General features: G+C 64.6%; 17 protein-coding genes and 1 tRNA gene. 3 read left to right on the forward strand and 15 right to left on the reverse strand.

Annotation, left to right across the window (positions count from 1 at the left end):
• Positions 1 to 44 precede the first annotated feature (44 nt).
• On the forward strand, positions 45 to 866 hold the full coding sequence (locus MUN23_RS00960; RefSeq protein ID WP_248761681.1) for a ParA family protein: 822 nt from the start codon (positions 45 to 47) through the stop codon (positions 864 to 866).
• 105 nt (positions 867 to 971) lie between these two features.
• Here the strand turns inward: MUN23_RS00960 and MUN23_RS00965 are convergent, their stop codons facing one another.
• The 5 genes from MUN23_RS00965 to gcvH form a co-directional block, all read right to left on the reverse strand.
• The gene (locus MUN23_RS00965; protein ID WP_248761682.1) at positions 972 to 1,568 is read right to left on the reverse strand and encodes a MerR family transcriptional regulator; all 597 of its coding nucleotides are present in this window, start codon (positions 1,566 to 1,568) and stop codon (positions 972 to 974) included.
• Positions 1,569 to 1,806: 238 nt separating this feature from the next.
• Entirely contained in the window at positions 1,807 to 2,310 is a 504-nt protein-coding gene (locus tag MUN23_RS00970; RefSeq protein WP_056342311.1) for a bifunctional nuclease family protein, read from the reverse strand.
• Complete coding sequence (locus MUN23_RS00975) at positions 2,310 to 3,026, reverse strand: MerR family transcriptional regulator (protein ID WP_248761683.1); 717 nt, start codon at positions 3,024 to 3,026, stop codon at positions 2,310 to 2,312. The genes MUN23_RS00970 and MUN23_RS00975 overlap by 1 nt, the downstream gene beginning before the upstream one ends.
• A gap of 23 nt (positions 3,027 to 3,049) precedes the next feature.
• Positions 3,050 to 3,526, reverse strand: coding sequence for an FHA domain-containing protein (locus MUN23_RS00980; protein ID WP_248761684.1), 477 nt, complete (start codon positions 3,524 to 3,526; stop codon positions 3,050 to 3,052).
• A 145-nt stretch (positions 3,527 to 3,671) separates the two neighbouring features.
• Positions 3,672 to 4,058 carry a glycine cleavage system protein GcvH gene (gene gcvH / locus MUN23_RS00985; RefSeq protein ID WP_248761685.1) on the reverse strand — a complete coding sequence of 129 codons (387 nt, stop codon included), beginning with the start codon at positions 4,056 to 4,058 and terminating at the stop codon, positions 3,672 to 3,674.
• A gap of 118 nt (positions 4,059 to 4,176) precedes the next feature.
• Here gcvH and MUN23_RS00990 point away from each other — a divergent pair, with 118 nt between their 5' ends.
• Together MUN23_RS00990 and MUN23_RS00995 are read left to right on the forward strand one after the other, a co-directional pair.
• Positions 4,177 to 4,794 (forward strand): hypothetical protein, encoded by a 618-nt coding sequence (locus tag MUN23_RS00990; protein ID WP_248761686.1) that lies wholly within the window; start codon positions 4,177 to 4,179, stop codon positions 4,792 to 4,794.
• A 3-nt stretch (positions 4,795 to 4,797) separates the two neighbouring features.
• Positions 4,798 to 5,667 (forward strand): Fpg/Nei family DNA glycosylase, encoded by an 870-nt coding sequence (locus MUN23_RS00995; protein WP_248761687.1) that lies wholly within the window; start codon positions 4,798 to 4,800, stop codon positions 5,665 to 5,667.
• Positions 5,668 to 5,745: 78 nt separating this feature from the next.
• On the opposite strand, the gene MUN23_RS01000 is transcribed toward MUN23_RS00995, so the two are convergent.
• From MUN23_RS01000 to MUN23_RS01045, 10 genes are all read right to left on the reverse strand, one after another.
• Positions 5,746 to 5,822: transfer RNA gene (locus MUN23_RS01000), tRNA-Pro, on the reverse strand.
• 147 nt (positions 5,823 to 5,969) lie between these two features.
• Positions 5,970 to 7,520, reverse strand: a complete 1,551-nt coding sequence (der, locus tag MUN23_RS01005) for a ribosome biogenesis GTPase Der (protein WP_141140079.1) — start codon at positions 7,518 to 7,520, stop codon at positions 5,970 to 5,972.
• 10 nt (positions 7,521 to 7,530) lie between these two features.
• A complete protein-coding gene (locus tag MUN23_RS01010; protein ID WP_248763950.1) occupies positions 7,531 to 8,211 on the reverse strand; it encodes a 1-acyl-sn-glycerol-3-phosphate acyltransferase in 681 nt (226 codons plus the stop codon).
• Between the two features lie 31 nt (positions 8,212 to 8,242).
• Positions 8,243 to 8,956, reverse strand: a complete 714-nt coding sequence (gene cmk / locus MUN23_RS01015) for a (d)CMP kinase (RefSeq protein ID WP_248761688.1) — start codon at positions 8,954 to 8,956, stop codon at positions 8,243 to 8,245.
• Complete coding sequence (locus tag MUN23_RS01020) at positions 8,956 to 10,065, reverse strand: prephenate dehydrogenase (RefSeq protein ID WP_248761689.1); 1,110 nt, start codon at positions 10,063 to 10,065, stop codon at positions 8,956 to 8,958. The genes cmk and MUN23_RS01020 overlap by 1 nt, the downstream gene beginning before the upstream one ends.
• 3 nt (positions 10,066 to 10,068) lie before the next feature.
• Positions 10,069 to 11,316, reverse strand: coding sequence for a pseudouridine synthase (locus tag MUN23_RS01025; protein WP_248761690.1), 1,248 nt, complete (start codon positions 11,314 to 11,316; stop codon positions 10,069 to 10,071).
• Between the two features lie 110 nt (positions 11,317 to 11,426).
• The gene (locus MUN23_RS01030; protein WP_256468678.1) at positions 11,427 to 12,089 is read right to left on the reverse strand and encodes an SMC-Scp complex subunit ScpB; all 663 of its coding nucleotides are present in this window, start codon (positions 12,087 to 12,089) and stop codon (positions 11,427 to 11,429) included.
• Positions 12,086 to 12,898 carry a ScpA family protein gene (locus tag MUN23_RS01035; RefSeq protein WP_248761692.1) on the reverse strand — a complete coding sequence of 271 codons (813 nt, stop codon included), beginning with the start codon at positions 12,896 to 12,898 and terminating at the stop codon, positions 12,086 to 12,088. Before MUN23_RS01035 ends, MUN23_RS01030 begins: the two co-directional genes overlap by 4 nt.
• Before the next feature lie 7 nt (positions 12,899 to 12,905).
• A complete protein-coding gene (locus MUN23_RS01040) occupies positions 12,906 to 13,805 on the reverse strand; it encodes a ParA family protein (protein ID WP_056342349.1) in 900 nt (299 codons plus the stop codon).
• Positions 13,806 to 14,041: 236 nt separating this feature from the next.
• On the reverse strand, positions 14,042 to 15,385 hold the full coding sequence (locus tag MUN23_RS01045; RefSeq protein ID WP_248761694.1) for a cation:dicarboxylate symporter family transporter: 1,344 nt from the start codon (positions 15,383 to 15,385) through the stop codon (positions 14,042 to 14,044).
• Between the last annotated feature and the right edge of the window lie 112 nt (positions 15,386 to 15,497).

Consider the following 15,497-nt stretch of genomic DNA (forward strand, 5'->3'; position numbering starts at 1 on the left):
ATTACCCCCAACACGGCAGCCGGCGTTAGGTTTTGGTCTCACAAGTGCAAGTAGTCAGCATCAGCAGCCTCAAGGGCGGAGTCGGCAAGACGTCCGTCACCACAGGATTGGCGTCTGCGGCGCTTGCCGCGGGCATCCCCACACTGGTGGTGGACCTCGATCCCCATGCGGACGCGACCACTGCCCTGGGCGTCCAGGCCGGCGACCAGCTGGACATCGGCAGGATGCTCAAGAGCCCCCGCCGGGCCAAGCTCGCGGACAATGTCGCGGGCAGCTCGTGGACGGCACGGGCGCATACCAACGGGTCCGGACCGGCCGTCCTGGATGTCGCCGTGGGTTCGGCGTACACCGGCATCTACGACCGCCCCGACCTTGGCCGCCGGGACCTCCGCAGGCTTTCCGCGGTCCTGGCTGGCGCCGACCGCTACGAGCTGGTCCTCATTGACTGCCCGCCGTCGCTGAACGGGCTGACCCGGATGGCCTGGTCCGCGAGTGACAAAGTGGCGCTCGTGGCCGAGCCGGGACTTTTCTCGGTGGCGGGAACGGAACGGACCATGCGCGCCATCCAGCTGTTCAAGCAGGAATTTGCGCCGAACCTTTCCCCCGCAGGCATTGTGGCCAACCGCGTTCGCACGGGCTCCTCCGAACACACTTACCGGCTCGCGGAAATGGAATCGATGTTCGGTGACCTGCTGCTGAGCCCACGCATCCCGGAACAGGCGAACTGGCAGCAGATCCAGGGCGCGGCCCACCCGGTGCACCACTGGCCCGGCGAATCCGCGAAGACATCCGCTGCGCTGTTCGACGCCCTCCTGGTCAACCTCCTGGCGACCGGAAGCGGCCTGCGAAACCGAACCCAGCGTTAACCCCTTGGCCGCAGCCCCGCTGCAGCCAAAGGTTCCGCGGACAACATGAAGAGGCCACCCCCGCCGGGGGTGGCCTCTTCTTGTTGGTGTTGTGTAGGCCTGTTGTCAGCCGATCTTGCGGGCAGCGCGCCGCTTGCTCAGCTCGTCGTCGGGAAAGGGCTGTTCGGCGGCGTGTTCGCTCGGCAGGGAAGCCAGGCTGCCCTCGACTTCGCGCCAGACCCGGCCCACGGCGATGCCGAAAACGCCTTGGCCACCCTGGACAAGATCGATTACCTCGTCTGCGGAGGTGCATTCGTAGACGCTCGCGCCGTCGCTCATGAGCGTGATCTGTGCCAGATCCTCAACGCCGCGTTCGCGCAGGTGTTCCACTGCCGTGCGGATCTGCTGAAGGGAAACCCCGGTGTCCAGAAGCCGCTTGACTACCTTGAGGACGAGAATGTCCCGGAAGCCATAGAGTCGCTGCGAGCCGGAGCCTGCGGCACCGCGGACTGCGGGCTCAACCAGCCCGGTGCGTGCCCAGTAGTCCAGCTGGCGGTACGTGATGCCGGCCGCCTTGCAGGCCGTGGGGCCGCGGTAGCCGGCGTCCTCGTCCAGGACGGGAAGGTCTTCGGTAAACAGGAGGCCCTGGGCACCGCTCGCGGGCACAGCCACACCAGCCGTTGTGGGCTGCTTCAGGCCGCCTGCTTCGCCTTTGGGACTCACCTGGATCCTCCTTGTCATAAGCTCCCGGGGACCACTGCATCAGCCGGTGCACACATGAAGTTCATGCATGTAATTTCGCGGGGGTCGTACTTTTACAGTGTGACCTGCGCGGCTGCTGTAAGCAATGGGAGCTTGATACCTTCGACGTTAGGCCCGCTGTGCCCCAAGGTCAAAGATCTAGGCCGCTTGGCGCAGGCGTGTCGGAACTTTCAGGCTCAACTTTAACCTTAACGTGACCTCAGCCGTCGAAGTCCTCGGGCTCCACATCGTCCAGAAACTCACGGAACCGCCGCAGTTCGCGCTCCTCGTCCACGGTGGGGCCCGGGTCAGTGTCCTCCCCCTCGTCATGCTCGGTAATACGGACTCCGGCTTCATCCATTACCGAGTCGGCACACCAGATGCGGCATTTGGCCCGCAACGCGATCGCGAGGGCGTCCGATGCCCGCGAGCTGACGGTGGTGCCGTTCTCGAACTGGAGCTGGCCATAAAAGATATTGTCCTCAACCGCCACAATGTTGACGCTGACAACCGAATGGCCCAGGGACTCCACCACGTCCACCAGGAGGTCGTGGGTCATCGGGCGCGGAGGCACTACCCCTTGCTGGGCCAGGGCGATGGCACTTGCCTCTGGAGTCCCGATCCAGATGGGCACGTGCCGTTCGCCGTGGATCTCGCGCAGCAGGACGAGCGGCTGGTTGGACGGCAGTTCGATACGAACGCCTACGATCTCCACTTCGATCATCAGATGTCCATACGTGAGATGCGGTCCTGGACCAGTGCCCGGTGCAGGACCAGGCAGAGGTCGCTGATTTCGCGGGCCGCTTCAGCAGCCCGCGCCTGTGACGCGGAATCACGCCGGGACGCGAGCGGAGCAACTGCACGCTCCACGAGTCCGAATTCACGTTCCGCGGCGGCCTGGAACGGCCGCAGGTGGCGTGGCTCAAGGCCGTGGCTCTCCAGTTGCACGCAGGCACGGGCCACCTGGAGGGCGTGCTCGTCGAACTTGCCGTTGCTGTGGCTGATCAGCCCGAAGCTCAGCAGCGATTGGAGCAACGGAATGCTGGCCCCGGATTCGGTCCGCAGCTGTTCCTCGGTGAATTTCCGGCCGCGGTTCTGAAGCTCCACGGCCAGTTCATCTGAAACGATCCGCGGCGAAACCACGACGCCGGGCGGCAGGTTCTCGGGCCGCTCTCCCCTGTCGATCGCATCAAGGTAGTCCTTGATGACTTTCAGCGGAAGGTACTGGTCCCGCTGCAGTGCCAGCACAAAACGGAGACGTTCGACGTCACTGTCCGAGTACTGCCGGTATCCGGCCGGAGTGCGGCGCGGATTAATCAGTCCCTTTTCCTCGAGGAACCTGATTTTCGACGCGGTCATACCCGGAAAGTCGCCGCTGAGTTGCGCGAGGACTTCCCCGATGTTCAAAACTTGGGGCCCCCGGCGTTCCGGTTGTGCCATTGCCACAGGCAAGTGTCCCGGGATCAGGCGCGGCCTGCTGCGCGGGCAGGGCTCAGGTAGAAGGTGAGTCGGAACTTGCCGATCTGGACTTCGTTCCCGGACTTCAGCTCAACACTGTCCACGCGGTCGTGGTTGACGTAAGTGCCGTTGAGGCTGCCGGTATCCACCACTTCAAAGCTCCGTTCAGTGCGGCGGAACTCGACATGGCGCCGCGAGACGGTGACGTCATCAAGGAAGATATCGGCGTCAGGATGACGGCCGGCCGTGGTGGTATCCGTGTCAAGCAGGAAGCGGGCACCCGCGTTCGGGCCGCTGTGGGCCACCAGGAGCGCGGAACCGGCCGGCAGCGCCTCCACGGATGAACGCTCGTCTGTGGACAGCTTGGGGGCGATGGTGGGTTCGTCGGAGACGGGGGTGAGATGGATCGAGGTGGTCTCCGAAGCCCTGGCCGCACCTGTGCCGTACTCGCCTTCGGCAGGGTCCTGTTCGTGGCCAACCATGGATTCCTCCTCTTTCGCTGCAGCTCTCACGCCTGCAATCAACTTTTGCCCTGACGGATCCGCCTCGCGGATCCGATGCCGGGCCCCGATCCGGCCACTGACGTGCGAAGACGCCCGTTGGCCGGACCGGATGAACCCGTTAGCTTCAGCCTACCTGCTGTTCGTACTCGGATGCACTGAGCAAGGATTCCACAGCGTCCGCTTCTGCCAGCCGGATCTCGATCAGCCAGCCGTCACCGTACGGATCGGAGTTGATCAAGGCCGAATCGGTATCGAGGGATTCGTTGCGTGCCACGACTTCGCCGCTGACCGGAGCATAGATGTCGCTGACGCTCTTGGTGGATTCGACTTCGCCCACGACTTCGTTTGCGGTGACTTTGGTGCCGGCTTCCGGCATCTGGGCATAGACAACATCTCCGAGTGCGTCCTGCGCGAAGTCGGTGATGCCCACCCGGACCACGCCGTCGGCGCTCGGTACGGATACCCACTCGTGCTCGGCGGTGTAGGACAGGTCTTCGGGAATGTTGCTCATCAGGGGCCTTTCATCGGGTCAATCACCAATGTCAACGGGGCCTGGAAAACAAGCCGCCGCTGAAAGTATAGGCACAACTCCACGGGCGTTCGAGGAGGATTCTGACATGATGAGTCGCATGAGAACACACTCACAGGAATCGCCCGCGAAAAAGGCGAACTGGGCTGCGCGGATCATCCTCGTTGCGGTGGGGCTCGTGGTCATCGCTATCGCTTACTTTGCCTTGGCGGCCATCCTCCCGGTCTGGTGGGCGAATGTTATCCGCAACCAGGTCCAGGGCAATCTTGGGGCGGGCATCCTGGTGGGGATGTTTTACGGGTTCGTTTTCACGTTCGTCCCCCTCTTGGTGGCCTGGCAGGCCACACGCAAATCCGTGAGCTGGCCCTGGAAGCTGACCATCCTCGTCGCCGCTGTGGCCCTCGCGTCCCCGAATCTGCTGACCGCCGGGATCATGTTCGGCAGCTCGCAGGCCGCCCATAACGGACAGCGGATCCTTGGCACGGAGGCAACCTGGTTCCCGCTGTGGACACAGATCTCAGCCCTCGCAGCCGCCGTCATTTTCGTGGTTGGCGTGATCCTATGGAGAGTCTGGCGGCAGCGCGGCAAAAAGATGAAGGTGCTCAAGAAGGCAGGTGCCGAGCGTTCCCTGGCTGCGAAGGCAGCCACGGACTCCGCCGCCGGCTCACCTGTTCCTGAGGCGCCGGCCGCACCGGACAGCCAGGCTGACCGCAGGTAAACCATGCCGGAGCTTCCCGAGGTTGCAGGCCTGGCCGGTTTCCTGGATGAGCACCTGCGCGGAGCGGTGGTGCGGAAGGTCCAGATCGTTTCCTTTGCCGTGCTGAAGACAGCGGATCCGCCGTTCACAGCGCTGGAGGGCTGCACCGTCGCCGGCGTGCGGCGGTTCGGAAAGTTTGTCAGCATTGACACCGACGGGCCCTCGTTTGTCTTCCATCTCGCCCGGGCTGGCTGGGTCCGTTTCACGGACTCCCCCACGGATACCCAGCTCCGGATGGGTAAGGGCCACATCGCCATGCGCCTGGCGTTCACCGGGCCGGACGGTGCCCCTGGCATGGATCTCACCGAGGCAGGGACCAAAAAGAGCCTTGCGGTGTACGTGGTGCGCGACCCCCAGGATGTGCCGGGCGTCGCGGCGCTCGGGCCGGACCCGTTCAGCGCAGCGTTCGACGCCGACATGCTGGCGGAAATTCTCGGCTCCACTTCCCAGCAGATCAAGGGCGTCCTACGGAGCCAGAGCGTGATCGCGGGGATCGGGAACGCCTACAGCGACGAGATCCTGCATGCTGCGAGGATCTCCCCCTTTGCCACCGCCAAGTCCTTGGACCGTGGCACGGTGCAGGTGCTTTATGACGCCATCCACAGCGTGCTCGGAACAGCCCTGGCCGAAGCCGAGGGCAAGCCGCCCAGCGAGCTCAAGGACGTCAAACGCAGCCACATGCGGGTCCATGCCCGCACCGGCGAGGCTTGCCCCGTGTGTGGTGACACGGTCCGGGAGGTGTCTTTCGCGGATACTTCCCTGCAGTACTGTCCCACGTGCCAGACCAAGGGAAAGATCCTGGCGGACCGTCGGACATCGAAGTTCCTGAAATAGGCCAGGCCGCGAAACATCCGAAAAGGACGGCACAAAACAGAAGCGTCCCGGAGAAAATTCTCCGGGACGCTTCTGTTTTGGTCGGGCTGACAGGATTTGAACCTGCGACCCCTTGACCCCCAGTCAAGTGCGCTACCAAGCTGCGCTACAGCCCGTTAGTTCCGCCGTTCTCCGCTGCGTTTACTCCTGATGTTAGCCAGGATTTCAACTCAGCAGTCCGGCCGAACCACCTTGAAAAGCTTACACGATTCCGGAGGGTGCAAGTGACACTTTGCCGCCTGCACGCCCCCGGTGTGTCCTAATTAACGCTTCTTGCCACGCTTTTCGCGGACGCGCATGTTGACCTCGATGGGCGTGCCCTCGAAACCGAACGTTTCGCGGAGCCTGCGGGTGATGAACCGGCGGTAGCCCGGGTCGAGGAACCCGGTGGTGAACAGCACAAACTTCGGCGGCCGGCTGGACGCCTGTGTGCCGTACAGGATACGCGGCTGCTTGCCGCCGCGGACCGGGTGCGGGTGCGCCGCCACAAGCTCGCCGAGGAAGGCATTGAGCTTGCCGGTGGGGATGCGCCGGTCCCAGTTCTCCAGGGCCAGGTCCAGGGCGGGGACCAGGCGGTCCTTGTGCCAGCCGGTCAGCGCGGAAATGTTGACCCGGGGCGCCCAGGCCACGTGGGCCAGGTCCTGTTCGATTTCGCGCTCCAGGTAGGTGCGGCGTTCGTCGTCGAGCAGGTCCCATTTGTTGAAGGCCAGCACCAGGGCGCGGCCCGACTCGATGGCCAGCTGCAGGATGCGGACGTCCTGCTCGCTGAGGACTTCATCAACGGCGAGAAGAACGACGGCGACCTCCGCCTTCTCGAGCGCGGCCTGCGTTCTGAGGGAGGCGTAGTAGTCGGCGCCCTGCGCCATGTGCTGGCGGCGGCGGATGCCCGCCGTGTCCACAAAGCGCCAGGTGCGGTCGCCGAGTTCGATGAACTCATCCACCGGATCACGCGTGGTGCCGGCGGTGTTGTCCACTACCACACGCTCGGAGCCTGCCAGCTTGTTCAGCAGTGATGACTTGCCCACGTTCGGGCGGCCGATCAGTGCGATGCGGCGGGGTCCGCCCGAGCGTTCCAGGCCCTCAATCGTGGAGAACTCCGGCAGCGTGTCCATCACGTGGTCCAGGAGGTCGGCAACGCCGCGTCCGTGCAGGGCGGAAACGGGGTAAGGCTCGCCGAAGCCGAGGCCCCACAGGGTGGCGGAGTCCGCTTCCTGCGCGAAGTCGTCCACCTTGTTGGCCACCATGATGACCGGCTTCTTGCTGCGGCGGAGCATCTTCATAACGCCCTCGTCCGTCGCGGTGGCGCCCACCGCGGAGTCGACGACGAAGAGCACGGCGTCGGCCATTTCCACGGCCATTTCCGCCTGTTCGGCCACCCGGGCGTGGATGCCGCGGGCATCGTGCTCCCAGCCGCCGGTGTCCACCAACGTGAAGTTGCGCCCGTTCCAGTGTGCCGAGTACATCACCCGGTCCCGCGTTACGCCGGGGGTATCCTCGACCACGGCTTCGCGGCGGCCCAGGATACGGTTCACAAGGGTGGATTTGCCCACGTTGGGACGGCCGATGATGGCAAGCACGGGATCGAGCTTGACCGGTCCGTCAAAGTCCTCGTCGTCGTAGTTCCCGCTCAGCAGGGCGGCGTCTTCCTCGTCGAGCTCGTAGTCGTCCAAGCCGGCGCGGAGCGACGCGGCACGCATCTCCGCTTCGTCGTCGTCGATGGCGGCCAGCCGCTCGGCTACCTGGTCCGTGCCGGTGGGCGTGTATTCATCTTCGCCGGCGCCGGAGTGGCTGGAGGTTTGAGTCGTATCGCTCATTGCACTTTCCTTAGTGGTCATCTGCCGGCGTCCCGGCTACTGCTGTGAAGTTCGTGCGGAAATCCGCGTGGGGCAAAGGCTGCCCACTGTGTTGGATGGTCTCCTGGACGTGCCCCGCAAGCGCAGCGCGGATTTCCATTCCCGCCCTGTCCATTGAAGCACGGCCCGTTTCGCCGGGGTTGCGGCTGAGGGTCAGTGCGTTGCCGAAGCTGACGTGGAACCGCCGCCCCGGCCTGGGTACGGTGTCGAGGTGTTCGTTGCCCGTCCGGGTGCCGAGGATGGCCACGGGAACCACGGGGGCGCCCGAGTTAAGCGCCAGCCAGGCCACCCCGTTGTTGATGCCTGTTGCCTGGCCGCTCCCCCGGGTTCCTTCCGGAAGAATCCCGATGCACCGGCCGGCGTCGAGCATGTTCTTGCCCAGCAGCAGCGCAGCCCGGTCCCCGGAGCGGTCAACCGGCAGCTGGCCGGAGGCCCGAAGGACCCCACCCAGCAAGCCCTTGAACATCTCCTTCTTGACCAGGATGTGCATGGGACGCGGCGACGCGCCGAACATCACCGGCCCGTCCAGGAAACTGATGTGGTTGCCGGCAAAAATCACCGGCCCGCCTGTAGGCACGTGGTCCCGGCCAGTGACGGACGTCCGGTACACCACGTGGTCCAGGAGCCAGCCGACGGGCCGGCTCCAGGTCATGGTCAGGCCGGAGGGAAGCCGCACGCCGCGGTCAGTCACGGTTAAGCACCTTCGTGACGATCACGAGCGCCGCGTCTACCGTCTCGGCGAAGTCCAGATCGGAAGAATCCAGGGTGACAACACCGTCAGCAGCCTGGGTGAAGTTCACCACCGTGGAATCCTTGGCGTCACGGTGGGTGACCTGGGCGGCGAGCTGCTCCGCATCCTGCGTGCCGCCCAGCTGGATGCCGCGGCGGCGAAGCCGGGCCTCCTCACTGGCAGTCAGCAACATGCGGACTTCCGCGCCCGGGGCCACGACGGTAGTGATGTCCCGGCCCTCCACCACGATGCGGCGGTGGTGCTTTTCAATAAGCTCACGCTGCCGGCGGATCAGTTCGGTCCGGGCACCCAGGGTGGTGGCCACCGCACTGACCGCCGACGAAATTGCCGGTTCACGGATGGCGTCCGTGACGTCGGTGCCGTTCACGCGGACGTATTCCTCCCGCGGCGTGGTGCTCAGTTCCAGGACCAGGTCCCTAGAAGCCTGTTCCACGGCGGCGGCGTCACTGAGGTCAATTCCGCTGGTGACGCAGAACCAGGTCAGGGCCCGGTACATGGCGCCGGTGTCCAGGTAGGCAAGGTGCAGCCGGCGGGCCACTTCCTTGCTCACGCTGGACTTGCCGGAGCCTGAAGGCCCGTCGATGGCAACCACTAAAGGCCTGCCGACGCGCAAGGCCGGAAGGGTGTCAAGAAGTTCTTGTGTCATTACTGCAATACCCGCCATCCGCGGTCGTTGAGTGCTTCGATCAGATGGTCATGCTTGTTCGGCAGCACGGACAGTTCCACCATGCCCACGTTCTGGCCCGAGGAATGGTCCAGCCGAAGGTCCTCCACGTTCACGCCGATCTCACCGATTTCGGTGAGGAGCTGCGCGATCTGTCCCGGCCGGTCATCGACGAGCACCGTCAGCCAGGAGTAGGCCTGCGGCGGGCCACCGTGCTTGCCCGGAATACGGGCCTGCCCTGCATTGCCTTCGCTGATCAGCTGGGCCAGGTCAAGCCTGGCGCCCAGCGCCAACGGTTCCTCCAGCGTGCCGATGAGCCGGTTCAGGTCCTCGCGGACTCCATAAAGGATCTCCACGACCTTCCCCGCGTTGCCGCCCAGGATCTGGACCCACAGCGTGGGATCGCTGGCGGCGATCCGCGTGACGTCCCGCAGCCCGTTGCCGGCGAGGGACAACGCGTGAAGCGGCGTCCCCTGCAGCCGGCTGGCCAGCAGCGAGGACATGATCTGGGGCAGGTGCGACACCAAGGCCACAGCTTCGTCGTGTTCGTCGGCAGTGAACTGGGAAACCACAGCTCCCAGGTCCGTGGCCAGGGAACGCGCAGTCTGCACGGCAGCCGCGGATGACTCCGGGCCCGGACAAACCACCCACGGCATGGACGTGAAGAGCTCGCCGCGGGCCGCAACCGGCCCGGACTTTTCGCGCCCTGCCATCGGATGCGTGCCCACATAGCGGGCGAGGTCCGCGCCGCGGCCGCCCAACTCCGCCAGGATGGCGGCCTTGACGCTGGCGATGTCAACCACCACGGAATCCGGGTAGTCGGCAAGCGCACGGGCCACGACGTCGGCGGTCACGTCCGGCGGTGCTGCCACCACCACAAGCTCCGGCGCCCCGTCCCCAAGCTGGTCCAGGGGCTGGCCGGCACCGATGTCGACGGCCACCGCCTGGTTGGTCGGCGACGGGTCAGACAGGAACACGGGCACGCCGCGCCCACGCAGGCCCAGCCCGATGCTGGCACCGAGCAGGCCGGTGCCAATCACCACGACCGGCCCATTGAGGTGCCCCCGCCCGTGGGAGCGAAATGCGGACATGCCTCAGAGTCCTACGGATGCCAGCAGGTGGCCGACTTCCTGCTTGCCAAGGTTGCGGATGCTGCCCTGGCGCTGGTCGCCCAGGCCAATGGGACCCACCTTGACGCGCACCAGCCGCAGGACCGGGAACCCGACGGCGTCGAACAGGCGACGGACAATCCGGTTCTTGCCCGAGTGCAGGATCACTTCGATCAGCACGTGGCCCGGAGTCGAGTCCACCAGCTTGAAGGAGTCAACCGAGGCAAAACCATCCTCGAGTTCCACACCTTCCCGGAGCTGGGCGCCAACTCCCTGCGGGAACGGGCCGCGGACCTGGACCAGGTAGGTCTTGGGGACCTCGTAGGACGGGTGGGTCAGCCGGTTGGCCAGTTCGCCGTCGTTCGTCAGCAGCAGCAGACCTTCGGTGGCGACGTCCAGCCGGCCCACGTGGAACAGGCGTTCGCCCTGGTGGGTCTTCCGCACAAAATCGCTGATGCAGGGACGGCCATCGGGGTCTTCCATGGTGGACACCACGCCCTTGGGCTTGTTGAAGACCATGTACACGAGGTTTTCATCCAGCTGGATGCGCAGGCCATCAACGTGGATGACCGCTGTCTTGGGGTCCACGCGGACACCAAGCTCAGTGACCACCTGGCCGTCGACTTCTACCCGGCCTTCGGCGATCATCTCTTCGCAGACGCGGCGCGAAGCCACGCCGGCCTGGGCCATGACCTTCTGCAGGCGGGTGCCGTCGGCGTCGTGCATTTCCGACTGCTGAACGTCACCGCGGGGTCCACGCTTGCGGGCAGGCTTCCGCACGGGGCCAAGGTTCTGGCCAAACCGTTCGCTGCCGAAGGCGCGTGACGCCGCCGCCCCGGGCCTGCCGGTGCGCGGCTTGGGCTTGAGTGCGCCCGGAGTGCCGGGAGCCTTGTTGGCGCCCGGCTTGCGGGCGGCAGGCTTGCGCGCTGATGTGCTGCCGGCGGGCTTCCAGTCGGAGGCACCGCGGCCGGCCGGCGGCGTCGCCGGAGCATCGCCGGGATCGACAAATGGCTCCTCGCGCGGCCTAGGGGCCTTGTACGGGCGGTCTCCGCCGCCGCCGAATCCGGCGTTGCGCTTGCCGGCGCCGGCGCGGAATCCGCCGCCCGCCGCGCTGGGGCGGCCGCTGCCGCCCTGTGCAGGATTACGGCTTGCGCCGCCCTGTCCGGCATTGCGTTCTGAACTGTTGCGTCCCGAACTGTTACGTGGTGAACCCTGGCGTCCCGCCTGTGTCATGACCCGTCCTTCGTTATTTGGCCGGCTGGTTGTCCAAGAACAACCCTAGCCAGCCACGCAGAAATTATCTGCTCTTATGAATATTCGTATGTGCATGCGGGATTTCCCGCCTACATTCTGTCGGCGTCGTAGAACTCCGCGATGCCCTCGAGCCCCGGAAGATGGGGTGAGAGCTGGGGCAGTTCCGCTACGGAGCTGATTCCCATCCGTTCCAGGAAATACGACGTGGTCCGGTAGAGGATGGCTCCCGACTCGGGATCGTGTCCCGAATCTTCGATCAGCCCGCGCTGGGTCAATGTCCGTACGACAGAATCGACATTGACTCCTCGGATTGCAGACACCCTGGCCCTGGAGACAGGCTGGCGGTATGCGATGACAGCCAGTGTTTCCAAGGCTGCCTGCGTGAGCCTGGCCGTCTGACCCTCAAGCACAAACCGTCCGACGATCTCGGCGAAGTCTGCGCGGGAGTAGATCCGCCAGCCACCGGCGATGTTCCGCAATTCGAAACCCCGGGGGCTGGCGCTGAAACCAGCATCGCTGGCACGGTCCATGTCCGGGGCTTTAACAGTATAGCCGCTATACTCCCGCTGCAGTTCCGCCAGCAACTGCTCGACTACGGCGACGGTCAGGTTAAGCCCGGCAGCCAGCTCAGTAGCGCTGGCCGGTTGGTCCAGGACCATCAGGACCGCCTCAAGTGCAGCCTTGGCACCGCCGGGCAGATCCCGGACGTCCGTGCCCGGCTCCGTCCCAGGCTCCGGAAGTTCTTGGCTCACGACAGTTCCTCGTATTCTTCGCTTAGGTTTTCTGTTGACCAGTCCCGGCCATCCAGCGTCCAGTGGACGGTGAGATCGCCCAGCGGCGACACCTGGTCGAAGGAGACTGCCCTGTCCCGGAACATCTCCAGCAACGCGAGGAACCTGGCCACCACTACGAGCGTGGAATCGGCGTCGGCGATCAGCGCGCGGAAAGTCAGGGGCTTCCCCAACTGGAGCCGGAGCCCCAGGATCTCCGCCTGTTCCTTCACGCTGACGGTACCGCCATGCAGGTGGGCAAGGCCCACCTCGGTGGGCCGCGGCGTCTTGGCCTTCAGGGCGGACTCGGCCAGGCGGGCGAACTGGTCCGGGGTGTGCTTCCACACCAGTTCCGGGAGCATGGCGGCAACGTGCTCCTCCAAGGCAACCTGACGCGGAAACCGGCTGGCTTCCTGTTCCAGGGTTCCGGCCATCAGGGCTGCCACCTGTTTGAACGCCTTGTATTGGAGGAGCCTCGCAAAAAGGAGGTCCCGCGCTTCCAGTAGGGCGATGTCCTCGTCGTCCTCGACTTCACCGGCGGGCAGGAGCCTTGCGGCCTTGAGATCCAGGAGGGTGGCGGCGATGACCAGGAATTCGCTGGCTTCATCCAGCGCCCATTCCTCGCCGAGCTTCCGGAGCTTCCTGATGTACTTGATGAACTCATCAGTGACGGTGGCAATGGCCACCTCGGTGATGTCCAGCTGGTGCTTGGCGATCAGGCCCAGCAGGAGGTCGAACGGGCCGGCGAAGTTGGCAAGCCGCACCTCAAAGCCGGGTTTGGACTCGGCCACGGCGTGTTTAGGGTGCGCCGCCGCGCGAAATCAGCTCTTTGGCCAGGCGGCGGTAGGCATCGGCGCCGATGTGGCTGCCGGCGTAGCTGGTGATCGGCTCGGCCGCGACGGTGGCGTCAGCGAACTTGATGGAGCGTTTGATGACGGTCTCGAAGACTTTGTCGCCGAAGGCTTCCACCAGGCGGGTGATGACTTCGCGGCTGTGGAGCGTGCGGGCGTCGTACATGGTGGCCAGGACACCATCAACCTGCAGGCCGGGGTTCAGCCTGTCCTGGACCTTGTCGATGGTTTCCACCAGCAGGGCTACCGCACGGAGCGCGAAAAACTCGCAGATGAGCGGGATGATCACGCCGTGGGCGGCGGTCAGGGCGTTGACCGTCAGCAGGCCCAGGGAGGGCTGGCAGTCAATCAGGACGACGTCGTAATCGTCTTCGACTTTTTTCAGCGCCCTGTCCAGGACCTGCTCACGGGCGACTTCATTGACCAGCTGCACTTCTGCGGCGGAGAGGTCGATGTTGGCCGGCAGCAGGTCGACGTTTTCGACGCCGGTCTGGTGGATGGCGTCGCGGATGTCCACCTTGCGGTCCATGAGGACGTTGTAGACCGTCAGGTCCAGTTCGTGCGGGTTGATGCCCAGGCCCGCGGACAGCGCGCCCTGCGGGTCGAAGTCAACCAGCAGCACCCTGCGGCCGTATTCAGCAAGGGCCGCTGCCAGGTTGATGGTGGATGTGGTCTTGCCAACGCCGCCCTTTTGGTTGACCATGGCGATCACGCGCGCGGGACCGTGGGACGACAGCGGAGCGGGTTCCGGAAATTCGCGGTGGGGGCGCCCGGTGGGACCCATCACGGCGTCTTCCAGATCGAGTTCCGTGCCTTCCAGAGTTGCCGAACCCTGTTCGCTGCTCACGTATCTATCCACACTTTCGATGACGGTGATTTTCCTGCCGCTGGAACTCCAGCGCCGATCCTGCTTTCCACCTAGGCTACAGGCCCCGACACGGTATTCGAGGGAACTTGACTTTGCGCTGATTCTGAGCCTTGACCTTCTGGTAGAGGTCGAAGGTTAGCCTGCCGCACGCAGGAACCGCCCGCACAGCCGGGGCTGTGCGGGCGGTCCGCAGCTTGGTCAGATTCAGTGCCGCGTTAGGCGTTGGCCAGCACCGGCTCCTTCGGAGCCTTGGCTTCCGGCTCGCCATGTCCGGCGATCATCGTCTGCTCGTCGAACGGAGCCTGACCCGAGAGAACGTCTCCCACCTGCTTGTTGTCGATTTCCTTGACCCAGGTGCCGATCAGGAGGGTGGCTACAGCGTTGCCCGTGAAGTTGGTCAGGGCGCGGGCTTCAGACATAAAGCGGTCGATTCCGACGATCATGCCGACGCCGCCAAGTAGCTCCGGCTTGTGGGCCTGCAGGCCGGCGGCCAGCGTGGCCAGGCCTGCACCGGTGACACCGGCTGCACCCTTGGAGGCGATGATCATGAAGATCAGCAGCGACAACTGGGCGCCGAGATCCAGCGGGGTTCCCATCGCGTTGGCGACGAACAGTGACGCCATGGTCAGGTAGATGGCGGTGCCGTCCAGGTTGAAGGAGTATCCCGTGGGTACGGTGACGCCAACGACCGGCTTGGACACACCCAAGTGCTCCATCTTGGCGATCAGGCGTGGCAGCGCTGCTTCGGAAGAGGAGGTGGAGAAGATCAGGAGGTATTCGCGGCCCAGGTACTTCATCAGCTTGAAGATGTTGACGCCGGTCACCATCTGCAGCAGGCCGCCGAGGATCACCACGATGAAGAGGGCGCAGGTGATGTAGAAGGCGGCCATGAGGGTGAACATGCTCACGATTGCCTGGAAACCGGTAGCTCCGACGACGGCGGCGATGGCACCGAAGGCGCCCACCGGAGCAAGCCACATGATCATGATGAGGATCCTGAACACAACTACCTGGCCGTGGCCGATGGCTTTGAGGACAGGAGCACCCTGCGCGCCCATCTTCTGGAGGGCGAAGCCTACGAGGATGGCGGCGAAGAGTGTGGGCAGAACGGGAATGTCGCCCGGAATAATGCCCAGGAGGAAAGCAACTGTGCTGTCCACTTCGGCCTTTTTGTTGGGGTCGTACGCCGCCAGCTTCAAACCCTCACCCGGGTGGATGAGGTTGCCTACCACCAGGCCGATGCCCAGGGCGAAGGTTGACATGAGCACAAAGTAGCCCAGGGCCAGGCCGCCCACCTTGCCGACCGTTGCGGCTTTGGCAATGGAGCCGATGCCCAGGACGATGGTGCAGAAGATGATCGGTGCAATCATCATTTTGATGAGCTTGATAAAGCCATCACCGAGGGGCTTCAGTGATTTGCCGACCTCGGGGAACAGCAGGCCGACGACGGCGCCCAGGATCACGGCGGCAATAACGGCAATGTAAAGGTAGTGGGATTTGTCCAGGCCCTTGCGCCGCGTCTTCACGGTGCCGAGCGACTCTCCTCGTTGAGAAGCCATGATGTGTCTCCTTATGGATAATCTGGTAGACGCTGCGGCGCATTCTCTGGGCTCATCGCGTCGGTCCGGTGTGATATCCATCATTGGCCACACCGTGACTTAGCTCACTGTT

The organism is Pseudarthrobacter sp. SSS035 (assembly GCF_023273875.1).
Lineage (GTDB): Bacteria > Actinomycetota > Actinomycetes > Actinomycetales > Micrococcaceae > Arthrobacter.

What these genes read in the sequence shown, in the direction of transcription:
- MUN23_RS01020 (WP_248761689.1), bottom strand. Translation starts at nt 10,065, where the DNA reads ATGTCCGCATTTCGCTCCCACGGGCGGGGGCACCTCAATGGGCCGGTC.
- MUN23_RS01010 (WP_248763950.1), bottom strand. Translation starts at nt 8,211, where the DNA reads ATGACCTGGAGCCGGCCCGTCGGCTGGCTCCTGGACCACGTGGTGTAC.
- MUN23_RS00970 (WP_056342311.1), bottom strand. Translation starts at nt 2,310, where the DNA reads ATGATCGAAGTGGAGATCGTAGGCGTTCGTATCGAACTGCCGTCCAAC.
- gcvH (WP_248761685.1), bottom strand. Translation starts at nt 4,058, where the DNA reads ATGAGCAACATTCCCGAAGACCTGTCCTACACCGCCGAGCACGAGTGG.
- MUN23_RS00995 (WP_248761687.1), top strand. Translation starts at nt 4,798, where the DNA reads ATGCCGGAGCTTCCCGAGGTTGCAGGCCTGGCCGGTTTCCTGGATGAG.
- MUN23_RS00975 (WP_248761683.1), bottom strand. Translation starts at nt 3,026, where the DNA reads ATGGCACAACCGGAACGCCGGGGGCCCCAAGTTTTGAACATCGGGGAA.
- MUN23_RS00980 (WP_248761684.1), bottom strand. Translation starts at nt 3,526, where the DNA reads ATGGTTGGCCACGAACAGGACCCTGCCGAAGGCGAGTACGGCACAGGT.
- MUN23_RS01045 (WP_248761694.1), bottom strand. Translation starts at nt 15,385, where the DNA reads ATGGCTTCTCAACGAGGAGAGTCGCTCGGCACCGTGAAGACGCGGCGC.
- cmk (WP_248761688.1), bottom strand. Translation starts at nt 8,956, where the DNA reads ATGACACAAGAACTTCTTGACACCCTTCCGGCCTTGCGCGTCGGCAGG.
- MUN23_RS01025 (WP_248761690.1), bottom strand. Translation starts at nt 11,316, where the DNA reads ATGACACAGGCGGGACGCCAGGGTTCACCACGTAACAGTTCGGGACGC.
- MUN23_RS00990 (WP_248761686.1), top strand. Translation starts at nt 4,177, where the DNA reads ATGAGAACACACTCACAGGAATCGCCCGCGAAAAAGGCGAACTGGGCT.
- der (WP_141140079.1), bottom strand. Translation starts at nt 7,520, where the DNA reads ATGAGCGATACGACTCAAACCTCCAGCCACTCCGGCGCCGGCGAAGAT.